This window comes from Vibrio nigripulchritudo (assembly GCF_027924785.1).
Lineage (GTDB): Bacteria > Pseudomonadota > Gammaproteobacteria > Enterobacterales > Vibrionaceae > Vibrio > Vibrio nigripulchritudo.
The window spans coordinates 1,839,554-1,861,497 of the sequence record NZ_AP027050.1 but is presented as its reverse complement, the minus strand read 5'-3'; the positions used below and the strand labels follow the sequence as shown (position 1 = coordinate 1,861,497).

The 21,944-nt window shown below is 46.9% G+C and carries 19 protein-coding genes; 6 read left to right on the top strand and 13 right to left on the bottom strand.

What is annotated here, in order from left to right; genetic code table 11:
* Window positions 1–236: 236 nt before the first annotated feature.
* Window positions 237–809 (bottom strand): sugar O-acetyltransferase, encoded by a 573-nt coding sequence (locus tag QMG91_RS26640; protein WP_281831058.1) that lies wholly within the window; start codon window positions 807–809, stop codon window positions 237–239.
* A 540-nt stretch (window positions 810–1,349) separates the two neighbouring features.
* On the opposite strand from QMG91_RS26640, the gene QMG91_RS26635 reads away from it, so the two are divergent.
* From QMG91_RS26635 to QMG91_RS26620, 4 genes are all read left to right on the top strand, one after another.
* Entirely contained in the window at window positions 1,350–2,435 is a 1,086-nt protein-coding gene (locus tag QMG91_RS26635; RefSeq protein WP_281831057.1) for an acyltransferase family protein, read from the top strand.
* A gap of 414 nt (window positions 2,436–2,849) precedes the next feature.
* Window positions 2,850–3,953, top strand: coding sequence for a nucleotidyltransferase domain-containing protein (locus QMG91_RS26630; RefSeq protein ID WP_281831056.1), 1,104 nt, complete (start codon window positions 2,850–2,852; stop codon window positions 3,951–3,953).
* 1 nt (window position 3,954) lies between these two features.
* Window positions 3,955–6,168 carry a ThiF family adenylyltransferase gene (locus QMG91_RS26625; RefSeq protein WP_281831055.1) on the top strand — a complete coding sequence of 738 codons (2,214 nt, stop codon included), beginning with the start codon at window positions 3,955–3,957 and terminating at the stop codon, window positions 6,166–6,168.
* Window positions 6,169–6,170: 2 nt separating this feature from the next.
* Window positions 6,171–7,220 (top strand): SAVED domain-containing protein, encoded by a 1,050-nt coding sequence (locus QMG91_RS26620; protein ID WP_281831054.1) that lies wholly within the window; start codon window positions 6,171–6,173, stop codon window positions 7,218–7,220.
* A 236-nt stretch (window positions 7,221–7,456) separates the two neighbouring features.
* On the opposite strand, the gene QMG91_RS26615 is transcribed toward QMG91_RS26620, so the two are convergent.
* Together QMG91_RS26615 and QMG91_RS26610 are read right to left on the bottom strand one after the other, a co-directional pair.
* Entirely contained in the window at window positions 7,457–8,788 is a 1,332-nt protein-coding gene (locus QMG91_RS26615; protein ID WP_281831052.1) for an MFS transporter, read from the bottom strand.
* A gap of 267 nt (window positions 8,789–9,055) precedes the next feature.
* Entirely contained in the window at window positions 9,056–9,478 is a 423-nt protein-coding gene (locus tag QMG91_RS26610; RefSeq protein WP_086027452.1) for a YHS domain-containing (seleno)protein, read from the bottom strand.
* A gap of 202 nt (window positions 9,479–9,680) precedes the next feature.
* Between QMG91_RS26610 and QMG91_RS26605 the strand changes: the two genes are divergently transcribed.
* On the top strand, window positions 9,681–10,523 hold the full coding sequence (locus QMG91_RS26605; protein WP_281831050.1) for an AraC family transcriptional regulator: 843 nt from the start codon (window positions 9,681–9,683) through the stop codon (window positions 10,521–10,523).
* Window positions 10,520–11,449: a ribokinase gene (gene rbsK / locus QMG91_RS26600; RefSeq protein WP_022561940.1), complete on the top strand. Its 930-nt coding sequence runs from the start codon at window positions 10,520–10,522 to the stop codon at window positions 11,447–11,449. The genes QMG91_RS26605 and rbsK overlap by 4 nt, the downstream gene beginning before the upstream one ends.
* Window positions 11,450–11,462: 13 nt before the next feature.
* Here the strand turns inward: rbsK and QMG91_RS26595 are convergent, their stop codons facing one another.
* From QMG91_RS26595 to QMG91_RS26550, 10 genes are all read right to left on the bottom strand, one after another.
* Complete coding sequence (locus QMG91_RS26595; protein WP_004406357.1) at window positions 11,463–12,221, bottom strand: DeoR/GlpR family transcriptional regulator; 759 nt, start codon at window positions 12,219–12,221, stop codon at window positions 11,463–11,465.
* Window positions 12,222–12,280: 59 nt separating this feature from the next.
* Window positions 12,281–12,700 carry a GNAT family N-acetyltransferase gene (locus tag QMG91_RS26590; RefSeq protein ID WP_281831048.1) on the bottom strand — a complete coding sequence of 140 codons (420 nt, stop codon included), beginning with the start codon at window positions 12,698–12,700 and terminating at the stop codon, window positions 12,281–12,283.
* 129 nt (window positions 12,701–12,829) lie between these two features.
* A complete protein-coding gene (locus QMG91_RS26585; protein ID WP_281831047.1) occupies window positions 12,830–13,951 on the bottom strand; it encodes a glycerol dehydrogenase in 1,122 nt (373 codons plus the stop codon).
* Between the two features lie 5 nt (window positions 13,952–13,956).
* Window positions 13,957–14,619, bottom strand: coding sequence for an HAD family hydrolase (locus tag QMG91_RS26580; RefSeq protein ID WP_281831046.1), 663 nt, complete (start codon window positions 14,617–14,619; stop codon window positions 13,957–13,959).
* Window positions 14,620–14,638: 19 nt separating this feature from the next.
* Window positions 14,639–15,424, bottom strand: coding sequence for an SDR family NAD(P)-dependent oxidoreductase (locus tag QMG91_RS26575; RefSeq protein ID WP_281831044.1), 786 nt, complete (start codon window positions 15,422–15,424; stop codon window positions 14,639–14,641).
* Between the two features lie 15 nt (window positions 15,425–15,439).
* Window positions 15,440–16,402, bottom strand: coding sequence for an ABC transporter permease (locus tag QMG91_RS26570; protein ID WP_004406344.1), 963 nt, complete (start codon window positions 16,400–16,402; stop codon window positions 15,440–15,442).
* Between the two features lie 302 nt (window positions 16,403–16,704).
* Window positions 16,705–18,225 (bottom strand): sugar ABC transporter ATP-binding protein, encoded by a 1,521-nt coding sequence (locus QMG91_RS26565; RefSeq protein WP_281831042.1) that lies wholly within the window; start codon window positions 18,223–18,225, stop codon window positions 16,705–16,707.
* Window positions 18,226–18,232: 7 nt separating this feature from the next.
* Window positions 18,233–19,198: a substrate-binding domain-containing protein gene (locus QMG91_RS26560; protein ID WP_281831041.1), complete on the bottom strand. Its 966-nt coding sequence runs from the start codon at window positions 19,196–19,198 to the stop codon at window positions 18,233–18,235.
* A gap of 143 nt (window positions 19,199–19,341) precedes the next feature.
* On the bottom strand, window positions 19,342–20,844 hold the full coding sequence (locus QMG91_RS26555) for a xylulokinase (RefSeq protein ID WP_281831039.1): 1,503 nt from the start codon (window positions 20,842–20,844) through the stop codon (window positions 19,342–19,344).
* Between the two features lie 2 nt (window positions 20,845–20,846).
* On the bottom strand, window positions 20,847–21,935 hold the full coding sequence (locus QMG91_RS26550; protein WP_281831038.1) for an ABC transporter ATP-binding protein: 1,089 nt from the start codon (window positions 21,933–21,935) through the stop codon (window positions 20,847–20,849).
* Between the last annotated feature and the right edge of the window lie 9 nt (window positions 21,936–21,944).

The following is a 21,944-nucleotide window of genomic DNA, read 5'->3' as shown; positions in this document are numbered from 1 at the left end:
AAACGGCTCTTTTTCTAGAGATGCCAGACCAAGTTGTTAAAGCCCAGGTTATGACCCTAGCAGAATGCTAGATTTTCGTGTACGGGAGATACGTTATTTGAGGCAGGGCAGTAGTGGCTGCTGTACTTTTCGATGAGTGCGATAGCAGAATCTCGGTAACTTGTTTTCGCGTCAATAGGTGGTATTTCTAGGGGCTAAGCATAAGAGCGTAAGAAGGCCCCTTTTCCTAAAGCTTATTAGTTGCCAAGTCCTTCACCATTTTCATGAATTTTCCTGATTAACTTAGCAGGCGTTCCGCCATACAGTGAATCTGGCGGAACATCGCTATTAACTACTGAATTGGCTGCAATCACAGATCTCGCACCTATGGTGACACCTTGGTTGATCACAACATTGCCGCCAACCCACACATCGTCCTCAATGTTTATAGGAACACAGGAAGTTTCCCACTTCCGACGTGCAAGGTAATTCAGTTCGTGGCTAGCACAGTAAAGCTGGGTATTCGGACCAATCAACACATTATTGCCAATGGTAATTTTCGCGCCGTCCAGCATGGTCACGTTCATGTTGATGAAGGTCTTTTCGCCAATTGAGATGGTCTTACCGAATTCACAATAGAAGGGAGAGCGGATCAAGCTAGAATCTGGAATGCTGTCCATAAGCTGTCGAAATAACACACTGCGTTGATTCCCATCGGTATTTTGGTTAATGGCTTGCAACAAGCTAGACGCATTCTGACGGATACGGTCAACACTGTCTGCGCTACCATCAAAATCTTTCCCTGCGAGCATCTTTTCAAATTCAGTCATCTTGCCCCTCAACTCGTTATCTATCGGTTTACTGCGGTAACATTGTATCACCGGTGGAGCTATCTATTCATTGGTTCGCCAGTAGAGGGAAACCATCCATTGTTCGAATTCCGTTTTGAAAACTATCCAGATTTTTTAAATACTCGAATGCTACTTTATTCGACTATTACAATGATGTTTGTGAAAACAAGAATATCAATATAAATCGATATTTAATTTTTTGATTTAAATTTTATTAAGGATTATTTAACTTCAACTCCTAACTATTAATTGTTGAATGAAACATTCATTGTAAATATTTTATTTTATGAGTCTCAGCACATAATGAATAACTGCTTATCTCTGATTTACACAAACCGCTGTACGATTGCAGTTCGTAAATGTAGCAATAAACCCATTTTATAACAGTATGTTAAGTTAAGTTTGCGGGCTGGTTAATTGTCTTTCCTCGTTGAGTGTTTACCTCATAGTTACAAGTGCTGAATGGGTAATATTGCGCTGTTTCAAAAGATTTTTATTTGAATTTATGGACAATTAAATATGAAGACAAGGTTTTACGAAATAGATTTACTCAGGTTTTTGTCAGCAATTTTTGTTGTGATTTTTCATTATACCTATTCTGCACATATGGCAGGACATGCTCCTGTTATTGATCTAGAAAATACTCGTATTTGGAGCCGATACGCCTATATGGGTATCAATTTCTTTTTTGTTATAAGTGGCTTCGTCATTTTTATGAGCGTAGAAGGGGGTAGCGCTCGCAAGTTTGTTGCATCTCGTTTTTCCCGTCTGTTTCCAGCCTACTGGGTCGCATTGACCGTGACCAGCATTATTACCGTCTATTTTGGCGCTCCCAAATTCACGGTTGACGGTGCACAGTTCCTTGCCAATTTAACCATGGTGAATCACTGGTTTGGGCATATGCCTGTAGATGGGGCGTACTGGACGCTATTTCTGGAAGTGAAATTTTACTTATTAGTCTTCGCGCTGCTGCTCTTGAGAATGATGAAGTATTTTCTGCATGTTATTGCCATAGTACTCATTGTATCAACGGCCACTCTATTCCACCCATGGGCTAAAGAAATGAACATGTGGGTGTCTATTTTTCCTCACTGGAGCGGGTATTTTGCCGCCGGAGGCGTGTTCTACTTTATTCGTCGTGATGGCGCATCTGCCTTTAAAATGCTTCTGCTGGCACTGTCGTTCATTTATATGGTTAAGCAATCGACATTGTTTGGTGAGTTAATGTCTGGCTGGTTCTCTATCACTTTCAACACCACGGTCATTGCCATTCTCAACATCGCCTTCTTTATGCTGTTCTGCGTTACCGCCTTCTGTAAAGAAAACATACTCAGACAAAAGTGGCTGTACTACCTAGGCGTGCTGACTTACCCGATTTACCTGGTACACCAAAACATTGGCTACATCATCTTCAATCACTTTGGTGATTCGGTTGATCCTGTTGTATTAGTCACATCAACCATCGCTCTCATGCTGGTGGTCGCCTATGTAATCCATACACAAGTAGAACGCAGGCTGGCTCCAGTGTTTAAAACGGCAATGCTGAGGCTTTTGCGTATTCCAGATGAAGGTAAAAGTCGAAAAGTAGCCGAGACAGTGCAGTAAAGGGGGAGCTGGTCTGGTTTTGGACTGGGTGAGAGCATTTTATGGTGAGCCACTAATAAGTGGCTTACTATCTACGATGCCTAAATAGAGCAATCAGAGACTGTCTTCTGTTATTGCGTTTAGGAAGGATTGAGGGTCAGAGTTTAGGAGCATGTGTTTTAGGTTCTGTAACTTGTTTTTGCCCCTCAATTGCTTAGGATGAATATTCTTCGCAATAGCACGGAGTACATTCGCATAAGATAATCTTATTCTAGAACAAATTGTTGTTACATATATTTGGTCTATTCTTGCCCCCTATGTTGTACCACGCCACCACCTCAGAAATGAATTTCTAATTTGAATACTTGATTCTCACTGTATGCATACCCATATGAGCATATGGGCTCATACCATCGTTAAGGAGATCTGTGTTCAATGTCTATTCAAGCTCATTTCAATAAGTTCAATAAGAATATCTATTTAACTAGCCACTCAGAAGGATATAAAAAGGCAAAGGACAAGGATAAAAGCATTTTCGAGGAAATAAAAAGCGCTTTCAAAGATGCTGGTTATCCTGTAGTCGATTCATTCATGCAAGGATCATTTGCGGTTAACACTGCCATCAATAGTTTGGAAGGTGATTTTGACATAGATCGTGCAATTGTTATTGATGCAGAGAAAGCACCTGAAGATCCTATTGCTCCAAAGAAAGTCATCAAAGATGTGCTGGATAAGCGTAATTTCAAGGATCCCAGAATCAAGAAGCCGTGTGTAACAGCGGATTACAAGTCTATTAATCTGCATATTGACTATACCGTATACAAAAAAGAGACTTCTCTTTTTGGAGATACTTATTACCTAGCTGTTGGTAAAAATGGCTCTAGCAATGAACATAAAGAGTGGTCAGAAGCCGATCAGAAAGGCCTTATTGAGTGGATTGATAGCGTAGATGATTTTGTTTTTGGAGCAACTGCAAAACGCAAGCAGCTTAAGCGTTTGATCCGCTATATTAAGCGCTGGCGAGATGTGAACTTTAATTGTGAAGGTGTGAGAAAGAAGGTTTTTTCGATTGGTCTAACTATCATGATGAAAGAGCAATACTGTCCTAATCCATTTTCTTCAGAGGTAGATGACGATCTACAGGCTTTGAAAAACACTGTTGATGCGATTCTTGATGCTGACTACATTTCTGCCCCGTGGGGAACTGATGATTACCGCGTTTATGTCAGGTTACCAAAAGCGCCTAAACGGGATGTTTTTCAACATAAGGTTGAAGGAGGGCTCGCTGATGGTAGTGATCTAAATGTCGGCACTCAACTAAGAAACAAGCTTCTTAAGCTTCAAGATGAGCTTCAAAAAGCCTTGGATGAATCGGACGAAAGAAAACAGTGCCAAATCTTAAATAAGGTGCTTGGCGACGATTTCGAGATTCCCAAAGAAGAAAATAAAGCATCCTCTAATACCGCATCAACACTTCTGACAGCTGGGGTTGCCCCCCTAAGCACAGCAGGAGCTTCCGGAACGTCGCAAGGGGCATAATGTGAACTACGCAACTGTTCTAGAGCACTTCCTCGATAGTGACTATGAGGTTCAGCCCTCAAGTTTTTCAGGTCTGGATACAATTTCAGTCAGTGTTGAAATAGAAGGTCGCTTAATGACCTTGGTGCATTTTTGCATCAATGAAATACAGCAGTTACCTCATTTTTATTTGGAGGACCATGCATTTTTTGGTGTTTTAGCTCATGTACTTCCTTCATCGAATTTTGAAGGGCTTGGGAGCATTTGTGTGAACCAACTGGACTCAGTGTCAGTTAATTTTGAGCGGCCAGAATTGGCTTTCGAAGAGTCTATAAGGCGCCATATTAAACTGCTAAGTAAACTAGTAAGAGACTCTAAATTTAATCAGAGCGAGTTGCTCAGGGAATTTAGTACAAATTGGTATGCGAATACTAAAAGTCTGCTGAGTTCTTCACCTAAGACCCTATATTGCACATCACGAGTTACTCATTTTACCCAGTTAGATGTCTATCAACCGTTAGACAAAAATAGTCATATGGACATTTCTACATCTTTTTCTGCATTACCACACGAGGGGAATGATCAAGATGTAGCTCGATTCTTACAATTTGAATCTCGACGACAACGAAAAGATGCCACAGGGTGCATTATTCCGTTACATGCTGTAAACCCAGTTGTTCCTTCCTGTTCTAAAGGGATGAAAGTGTGGTTGTTAGAAGCAATTCATAATCTAATTCCTGAGGTCAAAGATAGAGTAGTAAAAGAAATGTGCTCTGTCAGAATGAAAGAGTTCTGGTTGGTGCTAAATGTGCCGACGCCATCAGGTAAAGCTTGGGTAGGATTAAGGCTTAGTTTGGATAAGAAACGGGCATTCCCTCTAACCACTGAAAAGATGAAACAGTGGAAAGTTGAGCCTATTTTTGTGGAAGCATTTAACAAGGAATTAATGCTACCCCGCAGTGGTGCCAACCCATCACTTGATAACAAAAAAGTGGTTTTGTTTGGCAGTGGTTCCGTGGGAAGTGAGATTGCCCATAAGCTAGGAGCTGCCGGAATTGGACGTATTGATATCGTCGATCCTGATCATTTCAGTACATCGAACCTTTACCGGCATACCCTCGACGGTGATAAAACAAATTGGTCTAAATCTTTAGCTGTAGCCTTTCAGCTGCAAAAAAAATTTCCATGGATAAAAGTAGGTAATTGTAGCAACTCTTTGCTCGATTATAGAAAGCGTATAGTTTTAAATGCGTATGATCTCGTTGTCATTGCTATCGGGGTACCTACTCATGAACGTTTGTTCCATGATTACCTAGTGAAATCGGATGTTAACGTTCCGGTAATATATAGTTGGCTAGAGGGGTACGGAATTGGAGGGCATGCTGTTTTAGATATTCCGAATCAAGTCGGGTGTTTGCGTTGTGCGTATGTTGAACCGAGTAGTGGGATTCGTGGTTTAGCATCCAATCTTAACTTTATAGAACCGGAACAGAATGTAGTTAAAAACTATGCTGGTTGCGGTGAGATGTTTATCCCATATGGTGCAATCAGCTCTGCACAAACAGCTCTAGTCGCAGCAGACTTAGCTGTAGGGTATTTAGAAGGGAAGCTTACTGAGTCAAAAAAAGCGAGTTGGAAAGGTGATAGTGTAGATGCAGAGCATGAAGGACTTAACCTAAGTAGACGATATCAAACTTTTACATCTTCTTTAAAAAAGCTACCTTTACGGCATCCTCTATGTGACATGTGTCGACCTCGGGAATTTATTACCTACAGAAGCAGGTGCGGGAAAGTTCTTCACCTTCCTCAGGTACTTAATGAAGAATTGTGTTCATATCGACAAGAAAAACCGACATCTGTTGAGTCTGCTGGACTCCTCATCGGGTATTACAACCAGAACGGTGAAGTACTAATAGATACTTTTACCACCCCAAAAGAATCCGATCAAAGAACCAGAACAACATTCAAGCTAGATGCGCAGGCTCACCAGAAAGAAATTGATGAAGCCTATATCGCCTCAGATCAGCTGTTAGGCTATGTTGGAACTTGGCATACACATCCTCAGAGCTTTCCGTTTCCCTCAACCCCGGATAAAACTGACTGGCGAACACATGAGCGCGACAATCCCGACCGCCCATTATTTTTTATTGTTGTAGGCATAAAGAAAACATCGATTTACACCTTGGACAAAGGAATAGTTGTTGAATTATCAATCAGTTCTGAGGAATGTTGCTGACTATGTGGGAACGCTTTAAATGGCTGTTTGTTACAGCATTAAAATTTAAACGTACATCGTACCCGCGAACAAAATGGGGAGTTAGAGCCTGCCTCGCCGCTTTGGGAACTGGTTTATTTTCGGTTGGCGTACTCAACGTGAAATTTGAAAGTGGCTATGTTGTCGACACTCTAAGTCTTGCTGATAAAGAGCCATCATTATATGCGATGTACCTTAGTGTTGCCTTGTTCATTTTGGGCATGATGCTCATTTTCTCTGAGTGGAACCAAAAACTTCGACACACCGCGAGGGTTATCATTTCAGCAATGCCAAGTGTTTCGACGGATTTTCCTGACGAGGTACTGGAACCGTCCGAGAAAGCTTTTTGCAGAGAGCCAGTTCATCTTGGCGTACCCCAGACTACGTCTGAAAATATAGAGCAGCAAATCCGACGATATAATGCGGAATTAGAGGTGGATATTTTTAAACGCCATATACTTCAAGATAAAGGTCAAAAACTTTATATAGGAGGACTAGCCCGCATCCCATTTTTAGTTGCTTATGGTGCCATGCTGAGAAACCTTTCTGTGGAGGTTTTATACTTTGATAAGCTTCATAGTAACGGAAACTATGCACTGTTATCTGATGAGTACACCGGAGTCAAGTTAAGGGAATCTCCTCTAGTAAATAAGGTCAACAGCTCAGGAGATGCTGCGATAGCTATAAGTTTTAGTACTCCTATAATCCTCAGTCAAATTCCTGAGGAGTTCCAAAATTCAATTACCATGTTGGATTCTGAACAAGATACTTCGAGGAATCTGATTAAGAATAAGGATAACTTACAAGAGGTTTCAGCAAAGGTTGGTGAAATTATTGACAGATTATCTGCAATACCAGGTTGTAAAAAAATTCACTTATTCTTGTCTGTCCAGTCGACCTTAGCGATTGAAATCGGGCGTCGTTATCAAGAAGGGACACAGCAGAATTGGGTAATTCATAACTTTGACCCATCATTGCAATCCTATACATGGGCATTGGAATTATCACGTTCGGGGGTTTCTATCTACTCTTAGAAAACACTAAACAACAGTTTTGTTATATTCCAGCAGGCATTAACAAATACAATCTTGGAAAGGCAGTGCTCCTTAGTCTCATTGCCTTTTAGCTTGAGCCGTATCACCCAAAATAGTCACACTAAGTCAATGTTACTCATCGTAGATATAGTTAGCCGTAAATAGCTAATTTAGCAAAATCGCTAACTCAATAATGTCTAAAAACGCACTAGGAAACCCAGACGATCTCGCGTACTTCAAAATATCCCAACCCTCCTACTCTTAACGTAACACCACCCACTAATTACAACAAACCAAAATGCGAAGTAGTAGCAGAATGAAGAGAGGGACGCTAAGAAATCGAGGTGTTGTTCAATCTCTTGCTCCGTGTAGCTTTGCGAGACGAGTTTGTAATAGTAGGCGTAAAGAATGCCTATCGACCCATACCCCAGGTTGAACATCAATCCCTTAAAACTCAGAACGGTGGCTCGGTTATGCGATTCAGTCTTTTTATTAAGGTGGTAGCTTATGAAGATGTTCATCGTCATATTAATGAAAATCAGCACCAGAACGGGTATCACTCCGTAAATCGACCAGCCAAGGCTGATCAAATAGTACGTAATGGCAGTGGCGATACCCATCACCAAAAGAAAAGTTCTCGGCGCTATGCTTTCTGCTAAACGTCTGCTTTGCCCTGCCAGCAGAATTTGCAGCAAACTTATCCCAGCCCCGATAAATCCGAAATAGATAATCGGGATATCGATGGCGCGATAATATTGGCTGTTCATGGTTAAGAACATCCGTGATATGTGCTCGAACAAGCTGTAATAGAGCAATATAAACAGCACGTAAGGGGTGGCAATGACCCACTTTCCTGTATCGAGTGTCAGCTTGAAGCTGGCGACTGTGGTTTCCCATTTGCTGTTGTGGGTTGGTAGGGCGTGATTGTCTTCTTCCATGTTTATCGCAGCATATATGGCAATGATCGCAACAAACAAGGTGGCAAAGACGGGAATACGCATGATGTCCTGAGTATTCTCTGGTGGAGCCAACCCAAGAAATTGATAGACGCTTGCCATAAAGTTCACGTCGTACATGGCTGCACCCAGCAAAGTAACAAAAATGCCGATGCCGGAAGAAAGGCGAAGCTGGATTTGCAGCACCTGTGGCCACACTTCTTCTTTACCTTGGGCTTTTAAGGTGTCGTAAGCCAGTGCTTCATCCGCACCACTCGCCAGAGACATGGCTAATCCACTCAATACCCGGTTGATCATAAACACCACGAAAACCAGTGTGGGGTTGCCCGTAGGCACAAGGGCGATCATGGCGATTTCAATGAACATCACCACCGAAGACAAAACGACCAGTTTTTTACGCCCCAAGGTGTCGGCAAACGCGCCCGACGGGACTTCAGAAATCACAATGGTTGCCGCCCAAATCACGTTGAGTATGGCGAATTGAGAAAGGGTTAAGCCGTAATCCAGATAGAGCAGGGTGAAAACAGGGTAGTAAAAGCGCGCAAAGTAACTGCTTCGAAACACTAGGTAGTTACGCACATTGCGGATTTGCAGGATTTCTTTGAGTGTCATGAAGTTTTCAGCACTTTGAACAACATACCATTAGGTATATACCCTTTTAAATTGAAGGTAAAAGCCTCTATGGGTGAAATCATGGGGCTGTTGCAAAATCCACCACTTATTAAGTGAGCAAGTCAGCTTTAACGTTCCGAATTCCAAATAAACAAAAGCCCCTGACGGGGCTTTTTCATGGGCGCTAACCCAAGACAGTGAATAAAAAGATCCCTTGCAAAAGGATATGGACAGAGGGAGAGATTCCCAGAGCAAGGGAGGGGAAACTTACAGTTTGTCTGCGCTTACGGTTTTGATTTCAGGCCAGTTGCCATCAGCCGTTTGCACAAAGCCTTTTACATCTTCTAACCAGCGCTTCTGAACAGACTTATCTAAGTTCAGGTAAAGCTTGCCAGCTTCTACTTTCCACGCCAGTGGGTCGGTATCAAACTTCTTACCCATTGCTACACCAAATGCGCAGTAGCCGCCGTATTGTGGTGCGTATGCCGCTGGATCTGCACGGAATGCATCACGGTTTGCCGCAGTAGAGAAATGGTAAATCGCGTTTTTGTAGGTCGCAGAAAACTCAGGGTTACCTTTCGTTGGCTCTGCTGCGTTGAAATACGCTACCGGGTCGTAACCCTGAATGGCCAGGTCATTGGCATCTGCACTTACATCGATGTCGGCAGCCATTACAGAGAAAGGAAGCATTGCGATACCGCCTAAACTAATAAGGCGCTTAAGAGATTTGTTTGAAACAGACATAGGAAAACTCCTTTTTATTATCTTCTTAATGTCAGGTTTCCGTAATTTCTGCGGCTTGCCCTGACCGTGTGTGAAGTAATTTAAGGCAGATGTCCGGTCTATTTGGGTACATAAGTGCGTAAAAGTGTGCCAATAGTACGGAGGAAATATGGATGCACTTTCGAAATTAATTCAGCAACTCTCTATGCGATCAGAAGTTTTCTATTCTGGTCAGCTTTGCGGTGTGTCTTCATTCAGCGAACCGCACCGCAATCAGGGGCATTTACACATTTTGCGTGGCGGGCATTTGAGACTGCGAGACCACAAAGGGCGGGAGCTGGAAATTATCGAGCCCTCGCTGGTGTACTTTCCTTTAACGGTACCGCATGTGATTGAAGGGCTTTCTGATGGCGCTCATCTGGTCTGTTCTACCATTGAATACAGCGAGGGAAAGTGGGAGCTACTATTTTCAGCTTTGCCCGATCGCATCGTGATCCCGTTCAAGACCATGCCGTCGCTTTCTCCAATCATGGAGGCACTGTTTTTAGAGGCAGCGAACGCGGATTTAGGGCAACAGGTGATCTTAGATAAGCTGAGCGACGTTATGATGATCATGCTGTTTCGTCACATAGTTGAACAAAATTTGATGAAAGAAGGGGTGTTGGCCGGTTTGTCTCACCCACGGCTCGCGGATGCGCTTAATATGATCCATCAGCTTCCATATCATCCATACTCGTTAGAAGATCTGGCGGAAAAGTGCGCCATGTCTCGGACCGTGTTTATCGAAACGTTTAAAAAGGTTGTTGGGATGACCCCAGGGAACTACATCGCTCATTGGCGGATCGGGGTTGCGCAGTCTCTGATATTGCAGGGTAAGCCGATGCATTGGGTGCTGGATCAGGTTGGATACGAGAGCTACTCAGGTTTTACTAAGGTATTTAGGAAAATCACCGGCTTGTCACCACGGAACTGGATTGCTTCCAAGGAAGAAACAGGAAGAGGAGAATTATGAGCGGAATCATTGTATTCGGAAGTGTAAACGCCGATCACGTTATGCAAGTGCCTGAATTTCCTCGTCCGGGTGAAACCATAACCGGAAGAAATTACCGAATTGTCGCCGGTGGAAAAGGGGCGAATCAGGCTGTTGCGTGTGCGCGGTTAGGCGCAGATATCCGCTTTATTGCCTGTGTAGGCGATGATCCTTTTGGGCTTGGTATCCGCAAGCAGTTTGAATCGGACGGTATCGATGTAACTGGTGTGAAAGTGGAGCCCGATTGCCCGACAGGTATCGCCATGATCCAGGTGACGGATTCCGGTCAAAACAGCATCTGCATTTCGGCGGAGGCGAATGGTTACCTGACCGCTCCTGTGGTTTCAACCTTTACCGACACCATTCAAAGCGGCGACTACCTACTCCTTCAGCTAGAAACACCGTTGGATGGCATTGAACACGCGGTGGACATTGCCCACCAATCCGGTTGTAAAGTAGTGTTAAACCCCGCGCCCGCTCGCGAGTTGCCTGACGATCTGCTTGCCAAAGTTACGATGATTACTCCGAATGAAACTGAAGCGGAAATCCTCACGGGCGTTGAAGTGACAGACGATAAGTCTGCGTCTCAGGCATCCCAAATTCTTCATAAAAAGGGCGTGGAAACCGTTCTGATTACCTTGGGCGAGAAAGGCGTCTGGGTCAGCCAGTCTGGTGTTGGGTATCTGGTTCCCGGCTTTGTGGTTGAAGCGGTGGATACCACAGCAGCCGGAGATACGTTTAACGGTGCGTTGCTTGTAGGGATGTGTCGAGGAAGCACGTTAGAAGGCGCGATTGTGTTTGCACATGCGGCTGCGGCGATGTCGGTGACTCGTTTCGGGGCTCAGACTTCCATTCCTTACATTGGTGAAGTAGAAGCCTTCTTAAGAAATCAGGGGCAAATGGATTAGCGAACGCTGATCACTAACAAACAAGCAGTTCGACTTCGTGCTGCTTGATCACTTCTACCAGCTCGGCGGCGGGCATTTCATCGGTAAACAATGAATCTACCTGAGAAATGTGCCCAAGGTTGACCATAGCACCGCGATTGAATTTACTGCTGTCTGCGGCGAGTAATGTCTGGCGGGAACTGGCGATAATCGCTTGCGCAATCTTCACTTCTGAATAGTCAAAGTCCAGTAAACTGCCATCGGAATCGATGCCTGAAATGCCGATGATGCCAAAATCCATTCTGAACTGTTCAATAAACTCGCGGGTCGCTTCGCCAATAATACCGCCGTCTTTGTTGCGGATCTGCCCGCCTGCAATGATCACCGTGAAGTCTTCTTTCGCCATTAAAATGCTGGCAACGTTGATGTTGTTGGTGACCACTTTAAGGTCTTTGTGATTGAGAAGCGCGGTAGCGACCGCTTCGGTGGTGGTGCCGATGTCGATGAAAAGTGAGGAGCCGTTTGGAATCTTCTTGACCAGCTCTGCGGCAATTCGGGCTTTTTCTTCCTGATGGCTGACTTTTCGGGTGGAATAGGCTTCGTTTTCGGTGCTGGAGTAAAGAGAGGCACCGCCGTGGTGTCGGCTGATCAGCCCCTGTTTTGCCAGTTCGTTCAGGTCGCGACGAATGGTTTGCGGGCTTACGTTGAACGTCTCAACAAAGGCTTCGGTGGAGAGGAATCCTTGCTCATCCAGCAAAGCGAGTATTTCATGATGACGTTGGGTTTGTTTCACAGCTAACTCCGGCTTCTATTGTCCGGCAGATAGCCTAACACAGATTCGCATTCGCCCAATCAGATCAGCGTCTTCTTATAAAAGATTTTGTCGGTTCCGCCTTTCGGGTAACCCTGATAGCGTCCTACTTCCTGATATTCGTGTTTTTGGTAGAACTCGGGTGCCTGAAAATTGTAGGTATCGAGAAAAATCTTTTTAACCTGCATTTTTCTGGCTTCTCTTTCTGCGGTTTTAAGCAGTTTGGTGCCGATGCCTTTGCGACGGTAATTGGCATCAATCCAGATACGATGAATATGAAGGGAATCGTAAAACAGATGAGCAGCAATACCACCTACCACACGGTGTTGATGATCGCGAATAAATAGCGCGAGAACTTTCTCGTCTAAGTCGGGGAAGTACGGCTCGTTAAATTCACGCAACGCTTGGTAGATGGACTCTAAATCCTGCTTATCGGGGTGGTACGTTACCTCAATGATCATGCTGCCTACTTAGGTCTATCAGGTTGATTTATCGAAAGTATATACCCTTATTCTTTTCTATGCATTTTCAAATCTTAAATTTAAACGGGCTCTCATAAGTATGAGAATCAGGCCGTCATCTGCCGAGCGTTACGCCATCGCCTTGCCCGCTTTGTGGGCTCGTTGAATGGCATCGACAACAATCTCATGAGTGATTTTAACTGGCTCATTGTACGCAATGCTGCCTGCTTCGCAGGTTTTGGTGGCGATGATATCGATGGCATGAGTGTCGGTCGGCTTAATGCCTAAATCATCCAAATTGCAGGGCAGATCTATTGCCTGAAACAGCCGGATGACTTTTTCGAGTTCTGGCTGAGGTTTATCGTTCAGAATCATAGACACCACCACACCGAAAGCGACTTTTTCACCGTGCATTAAAAGATGAACGCGCTCGTAGCTGGCTGGCAGTTCTGTTAAACCGTGATGAACAGCGTGTGCAGATGCCACTCCCACCGATTCGAACCCTATGCCCGACAGCAGAATGTTGGCTTCCAGCACCTTTTCAAATGCAGGAGAAAGACGATTGTTGCGGCAATCTTCTACAGCCTGTGCGGCGTTTTCAAATAAAGTGTCACGACAGAGCTGTGCCACCATGTTGGAGAGCTGAGTCGCAAACCCACCACAAAAATTCCCCGTACCTGAATTCAGGCACGATTCCGCTTCGTACCAGGTTGCCATAGCGTCGCCAACGCCAGCCGCAAAGGTTCGGGCTGGCGCACCGATCACAATGGCACTGTCCACCAAAACCAGATTGGGCGGGCGCTTCACAAACAGATCTTTAACGAAAGTGCCTTCTTCGGAATAAATCACCGCCAGAGAAGAGCAGGGTGCATCGCTTGCAGCGACCGTTGGCACGCTGACAAAAGGAATGATTCTGCCCAGCTTATCCGACAGCATGTCGGCACTCGCCCGACATAAATCGATCACCTTGCCACCGCCCATTCCGACAATGCAGTCTGCGTTGTACGATTGCAGATCCGCCAGCGTCAGTTCAATTTTTTCCGTGGTGCATTCGGCTTCCACAGAAAACACCGACACATGGCTGGGAATCGGCTGCAATGCGTCAATCACTGCCGAGTAGGCATTTTGGTCGATGTAGATAACAGGGTGCTTCCCAAGCTTATCAAGCTCAGGAATAAGCTGCGCCATTGCTCCAGAACCCTGCACATAGCGGGAAGGAAAATTGGTGGTGAGCAGAGTAAGGGATGTCATGGTGTTTAACCTTTGGATAATGCCTTGAGAAGTTCATCGCGGTTGAGTGCTACAGGCAGTTCGGAAGGAAAGCGATCCCGAAGCTCAGGAAGCGGCACACCGATCACTTCCATGCCTGCGAGCATGCCCGCTTTGGCTCCTAATGGGCTGTCTTCAATCACGGCCAGTTTTTCTGGTTCAATATCCAGCAGATATGCCGCTCTCAGGTAGCCCTCAGGGGAGGGTTTGCCGTTCTTCACGTCGTTTCTGGCGACCACAATCATTCCGGGGATTTCAATCTCCAATGCTGCCAGCGCCGCATTCACCAGAATACGGTCTGAATTGGTCACCACGGCCTGAGGGACGCCTGCCTTTCGAAAAGCTCGGAATAAATCACAGCCATAAAGCGGTGTGATTTCATCGCTATGCTGACAAAAATACTGGTAGTTCGCGTTGCGATAATCATCAAAGGAAACAGACAAATCGTACTTGTCACGGAAGTACTCAAAGGTTTTGATGCCTTCGGTGCCGAGCACATTGAGCAGATCTTCGTGTGTCGGGTCCACACCCTGCTTGTTGAGTGTGGTGCGAATGGCTCTTTCATGGATGGGTTCGCTATCGGCGATAGTGCCATCCATGTCCCAAAGTACGCCTTCAAATTTCAGTGTCGATTTGTCAATGTCTCGCATTCTGATTCCCTATTTTGGGCTACCAGCAAGTGTAGCCGCCGTCTGTTTTTAAAATGGTGCCCGTCAGCAGGCTGGATGCCTGACTGCTCAGAAAAAGCACGGCAGAAGCGACTTCTTCGGGTTTCCCCAATCGCTTCATGGGTGTGTTGTCTACCCATTGCCGATACATCTCTTTATCTTGTGTCACGTAACGGTTCATTTCGGTGTCGATGTAGGTGGGCGCAACGGCGTTAACACGAACGCCACGTTCTGCCCACTCGGCAGCCAGCGATTTGGTGAGCTGATGTACCGCCGCTTTCGAGGCGTTGTACTGCGCCTGCTCCTGCGGTCGGTTGACGATGTAACCCGACATGGAGCCCATATTAACGATGCTCCCTTCACCTCGTGTCAGCATTTGCGCGCCAAACGCACGGCAGCAGTAGAATACACCATCGAGATTGACCTGAAGTACCTTGCGCCAGACCTCATCCGTCATGGATTCAGCGGGGTGATTACTGATCGCAATTCCCGCGTTGTTGACCAGAATGTCTACCGAGGTTCCTTTTTTGGCAAGTGTTTCAGCCGTGTTGTTCACTGCCTGGGAATCGCTGACATCCAGAACCAGCGTCTGAATGGTGGTGCCTTTTTCCTGCGCCAGATCGTTCAATACCGACTGCGCTTTTTCTAACGCTTGTGAATTAATGTCTGTGATGATGATGCTTGCTCCGGCATCGAGCAGCGCATGACAAATCTCAAACCCAATTCCCTGTGCTCCGCCTGTAATCAGCGCGGTTTTTCCCGTTAACTTAAATTTTTCAAGGTACATGTGACTTTTCCTATTCTAACCGCTGCTTTTTGCACGTAGATGTGTTCCGTATTGCAAAAGCATGGCAATCACAATAATAAGACCCATAAAGACCTGTTGGTGGTAACCCGGCACCTTGGCAAGGTTCATCAAGTTAGCAATCACTCCCAGAATCAAACAGCCGATCAGCGTGTTTAACGCCGTTCCCCGACCGCCCATCAAACTGGCTCCGCCTATCACAACGGCGGCGATGGCATCCAGTTCCGCGGCAACCCCTATGGTGGCGGAACCCACGCCTGTCCGGCTGGTGGAAATGATGCCAGCAAGGGCGGCTAACCCGCCGGAAATTACATACACCGAGACAACGTAACGGTTGACGCGAATACCGGAAAGTCGCACTGCTTCGCTGTTGGACCCTATTGCCGTCACTAAGCGACCAAATCGGGTGTAAGTTAAAATGCCCCCGGCGATCAAAAACAGAGTGAGCATTAAAATCACGGGTAAAGGCACACCAAACAGGTAACCGGAACCAAACTGAGTCAGCAACTGACCGGGTTCTCCCATCACGATGGGTTGCCCTTCCGAGAAAATCAGCGCCAGACCGCGAACAATGGTCATCATCGCAAGGGTGGTCACAAACGGTGGAAGCTTAAGATGGGCAATTAACACACCAGAAACCAGACCACAGGTTGCGCCAATAAGCACAGTGACGACAACAGAAGTACCCGGAGCCATATGTTCGACAAACATGGCAGACAGCACGCTGCCGAGTGCCGCAATCGAACCCACAGAGAGGTCGATACCTCGGGTTAAAATGACGAACAGCATGCCTATCGACAACAACCCAATGCCCGCAATCTGGCGCAGCACGTTCATGATGTTGCGCTCGGTTAAGAAGACATCCGACTGGCTGCTGGCAAAGATCAACAGCAGTACCAGTATCATGGGGGTGCCCCATTTCTGGAGGTGGTGTTGGATTTTTAACGCGGTTTCAACCATATCCATTTCCTTATCTTTTTTATTTCTGCCTGAGCTTTCGGGAATTAGCCATACCCAAGTGACCGCAAGATGCCTGGTTCAGCGAGAATTAACTGGCTTTCAGACAAGACACCGATTTGAAGATCTAGTGGTTCTAAATCAAAAATCGGTAACGCAGTATGAAAACCAGTTAAACTCGCCTTTAGGAGCCCATATTCTGTCCCATTTCATCGTCAAAGAACTTGGAAAGGACTGGTCATTCCACTGCGTCCTTTTCCTTGAACTGAAACAGAATATGAGGCTCTGAATCCTGCATCTCGCGGTCACTTGGGTATATCAGCCTGCTCCGTGGCAATCATTGCTAATCGAAGTAAATTGACTTCCTGATAATCGTCAGGGGTAAGTTCGCCGGTGATTTCGCCTTCTCGCATCACCAGAATTCGGTCACACAAACCAAACAGTTCCTGATGTTCAGAAGAGATCACAATCACCGCGACACCTAAGGTCGCGAGGTAGCGGATCAGGGTATAGATTTCGACTTTGGCACCCACATCGACACCGCGTGTAGGTTCGTCCAGAATCAATACTTTGCATTGAGCGTGAATCCATTTCGCCAACACCACTTTCTGCTGGTTGCCACCCGACAGACTGGAAACAGGATCGCTGCTTTGGTGGTATTTCACGGTCAGCTTCTTCGATAAATCGGTGACGATTCTGGCTTCTCTGGCTGGATGAATCAGGTCACCTGCGATCAGAACGTCTTTGAGGTTTGCCATGGTGATGTTGTGGGTGATGGAAAATTCGAGCACGGTCCCCTGCGCTTTGCGATCTTCAGGAACCAGACCAATACCGTGTTTCACTGCGTGATAGGGGGAGTGAATGGATACGGTTTTTCCTTCGATTTTGATGGTGCCGCTGCTGGCTTTGTCTGCACCAAACAAAAGGCGCATGGCTTCGGTCCGACCCGCCCCCACCAGACCACCCAACCCGAGGATTTCCCCCGCACGAACGTCCATATTAAAGGGGGACAAGCGTTTGCCGTCCGACAGGTTTTCTATCGACAACACGGTATCTCCCAGAGCGTGATCGGTTTTCTCACCAAACAGATCTTTCAAAGGTCTGCCGACCATAAGTGGGATCAGGTCATCGACGGTAAGCGATTCCGATGTGGTGTTGTCCAGTGTTTCAATGGACTGCCCGTCTTTGAGCACCGTGATGCGATCTGCGATTTGCAGCACTTCATCCAGACGGTGTGAAATGTAAATAATGGCGACACCGGTTTTTCTCAGGTCGTCAATGATGGTCAGTAAGCGTTGCGCATCACCTTCGGACAGCACGGCGGTTGGCTCGTCAAACACAATGATCTTCGCGTGAGTCGAGAGGGCTTTGGCTATCTCGACAATCTGCTGGTGGGCAACGGGCAATTCACCGACGGGGAGGGACGGATCCAGCTTAAACCCAAGCTTGCGGATCAGTTCCGACGCGCGGCTTTGCAACGCTTTTCGGTTCACCAGACCGGGCAGTTCTTTCAGAAAAATGTTTTCAGCAATTGATAAATCCGGTGCCAACACCATTTCCTGATGGATAACCGCAATACCGGAGCTGAACGCGTCTTTGGGGGAGCGGAAGACGGTTTCTTTTCCCTTAATGCTTAGCTGACCTTTGGTGGGTTTGTATTCGCCCCCGATCACCTTCATCAGGGTGGATTTCCCTGCGCCGTTTTCCCCGATCAGGGCGTGCACTTCTCCCTTTTTCAGGGAGAAGTTAACACCTTGCAGGGCTTTGACACCGCCAAAGTAGCGGTGTAAGTCCTTCACTTCTATCAGTGGGTGTTCATTTGCCATAACTGCCTCAGAACACCGCGTCGTCGCGTAGGAAGTCGTCGACGTTATCCTGAGTAATGACCGCAGGCTTGGTGTAAGTGAGTTTGCCTGTTGTGGCTGGCAATTTTCCGTCGATGGCTTGCTTGGCAAGATCCACTGCTGTGGATGCAACAAGGGCAGGGTCATTCAGACCAGTAGCTCCGTAACCGCCGCTTTTGATCAGTCTGAGTGCTTCTTTCTGACCATCGGCTGCCGCAACCAGTAACACGTTGCCTTTCAGCTTGGCGGCTTCAACGGCTTTCTTCGCTCCCAATACCATGGAGTCATTTTCACCCAGCACGACGTTCACATTGGGGTTGGCGACAAGGATGTCTTCCATCGCTTTCAATCCGCCTTCACTGTTCCAGCCACCCCAGCCCTGAGCGACGATTTCAACACTGGTTTCACCTTCGTTTTTAAGCTGACCTTCAATGATTCCAGCAATCACACCTAAGCGACGTTCTTTGCCTACTTCGTTACCTTTTTCACCAGACAACAGCGCGACTTTCAGATCTTTGCCTTTCATCTCTTTGGCGATCCAGCCACCCACCAACTGCCCGTTCTGGGAGTTAGAAGACTGAACCAGAGTGATGAAATTAGCACTTGGGTTCAGGGTGGAATCAATCACAATCACCTTCACACCTTCTGCACTGGCGGCATTAACGGCGGGCACCAGTGCTTCACTGTCGCGAGGGTTAATGATCAATGCCTGAATGCCTTGCGACACCATGTCTTCTACATCCGCGATCTGCTTCACCAGATTGTTTTGGGCATCGGTAGACAGCACTTCACATCCTAGGCTTTCGGCGTGTTTTTTGGCAGACACTTCCTGTGCAGCAAAGTAAGGCGCACTTAGTGTCTTCATTGAAATGCCAATTTTGCATTTGGCAGCGTAGCTCAGTGGGCTGGCAGCCAAGCAGGCTGTGACGATAGCCAGTTTTACTAATTTGCTCATGGGTCAATCCTTTTCTTAATTAAAAGTACCGAATAATTCGGTTTTCCTGCTCTTTTTGCTTTTTTCTCGCCATAAAATGTAGTTTTAGAACATTGAGTGGCGAAAAAAATCCAAACCGATACACCTCATCGATATGGATAAATTCAGTCTTCTTCGAGTTGATCTAAAGCGGTGTAGAGACCGCTGGTGGCATCCTTTATCTGATTAAACACGGGATACATACGATCGTATCTGGCTTTCCAGCTCGGGTCTGGGATGATCTCTTTTTCAAACTGCACCAGTTGCCTGGCGGCTTGAGATAGAGAATCAAATTGCCCCGTCGCGGTCGCAGCTATGGCGGCACAGCCGATCACGCCACATTCCGGTTCTTTAGGTACCAAAATGGGGGTGTTGTACATGCTGGCTTTGATTTTCAGCCACAATTCCGACTTGGCACCGCCGCTGGCTGCAATGATGCGCTCAACCTGATTATCGGCATGGCTCATCTGTTCGATATGACGTCGTACCGCGAAAGCCACACCTTCCAGAACCGAACGGTGGAGATCTGCCAGACTGTGCCCGGAATTCAGGCCAAAGAACTGCGCTCGGGAATTACGTGTCGCGCCAAGGCGTTCTCCGGTCAGGTAAGGTAAAAAGAACAATTGGCGGCTACCCGCTGGTGATTGCTCTGCTTTTTGTGTGGCTTCCTGATAAGAAAGCGTGTTTTCGTTCATGGCGCGTTTTGCCCAGCGAACGGCGTCGCCTCCCGCATCCAGCAACGAGAATGCCCCCCAATGGTTACCGGGGATCAGAACATTGCACACTTCTTCATGTCGAACGGGCTCTGAATTGGCAAGAGTGATGATGGAGGAAGTACCCGTCACATCAGAACCTAAGCCCGGTTCGGTAATGCCTGAACCCACAAGCGTTACCGGAAAGTCGCCACCCGAAACCACCACAGGCGTGCCTTCAGTTAAGCCCGTATCCCGAGCCGCTTTGGCGGTGATGCTTCCTAAGATATCGAGTGGATCGCACAACGGAGGCAGCAGACGTTTGGGAATGCCTAACTGCTGAATCATGTTATCGGACCATGTTTTTGAATCTGCATCCATTAAGAAACTGGCGGATGCTTCTGTGGTATCAAATGCAATTTCACCCGTCAGTCGAAAGTTAATAAAGTCTTTCGGCATCAGCACTTTCCAACTGTTCTCAAGCAATTGTGGTTCATGCTCTGAAAACCATTGGAGTTTGAAGCCCGGCCATGCCGGAGTGGGAGGATTGGCGGTATTTTTCAGACAGGAATCCAGCCCAAAGTCCTCCTGATAACGATTCACCAAATCGATGGTGCGTTTGTCGTTCCACAAAGGGACGAACTCACGGGTGGGTTCGCCCGATTCATCAATCAGAACCGTGCCGTGCATCTGCCCGCAACAGGCAATAGCGCGAATGTCCTTAGATAAGCCACCCAATTTGGCAAGCACACCGTGGATAGACTCACACGCGCCGTCCCACCAGTCCGAAGGGCGCTGTTCACACCATCCATACCTTGGAACATGCTGTTCATGCTCTCGGTTGGCAAACGCCAGTATCTGACCACTTTTATCAACGGCGGCGGCTCTGACAGAGCCAGTACCGACATCGACGACCAAATAGATTGGGCTCGACATAGTTAATCCCCAATTCTCATTTCAGTTTGAATATCGAAATAGTGCGCTTTGGACATATCCACTTTGATTTTACTGAGCTGCCCAACACTGGCAGGGAAGTGGCTGTCAACTTGTGCGGTGAACGGTTCGCCTGCTAACTCGGAGATCAGCAAGGTGTGAGAACCGAGTGGCTCTATCGCTTTGGGTAAAACACCCACTACATTGCTGGTTTCCTCCAGTGCTTCCAGCGTGTGCTCCGGGCGGATACCAATGACGACCTTTTCGCCTCGGTATTTAACCAGGCTGGTCTGGTGGGGTGAGGCAATGTCTAGCGTTTCGCCGCTGTCTAAAGTAACGAAGGTTGCGTCTGCGCCCACCGTCACCCCAAGGAAATTCATGCTGGGTGTGCCGATGAATTCGGCCACAAATCGGTTTGCGGGCTTTTCATATATTTCGATGGGCGAGGCAAACTGCTCAATATGCCCGTTTTGCATCACGACCACTCGATCTGCCATGGTCATGGCTTCGACCTGATCATGGGTAACGTATACCGCTGTCGTGCCGAGTTTGCGTTGCAGCTGCTTGATTTCTGTGCGCATTTCTACGCGCAGCTTGGCATCCAGATTGGAAAGTGGTTCGTCAAATAGGAACAGATCTGGGTGACGGACAATGGCTCGCCCAATCGCAACACGCTGGCGCTGCCCGCCTGAGAGGTGACGAGGTTTTCTGTCCAGCAATGCATCAATCCCCAGCAGGGCACTGGCATCGGAAACACGTTTTTTGATGACGTCTGCCGGTTCTTTGCGCACCTTCATGCCATAGGCGATGTTGTCGTACACCGTCATATGCGGATAAAGCGCGTAATTCTGGAACACCATGGCGCAGTTGCGAGTGCCGGGTTGCTCGTAGGTGACATCGCGATCCGAGATGGCGATGTGCCCATCGGTGACGGTTTCCAGTCCTGCGATCATTCTCAAGGTAGTGGTTTTGCCGCATCCGGACGGACCCACAAGCACCACAAACTCACCTTGCTCAATATTGAGGTTGAGATCCGGGATAACGCTGATGTCATCATACGACTTTTTGATGTTGGTTAAGCTAACGTGTGTCACCGCATCGAC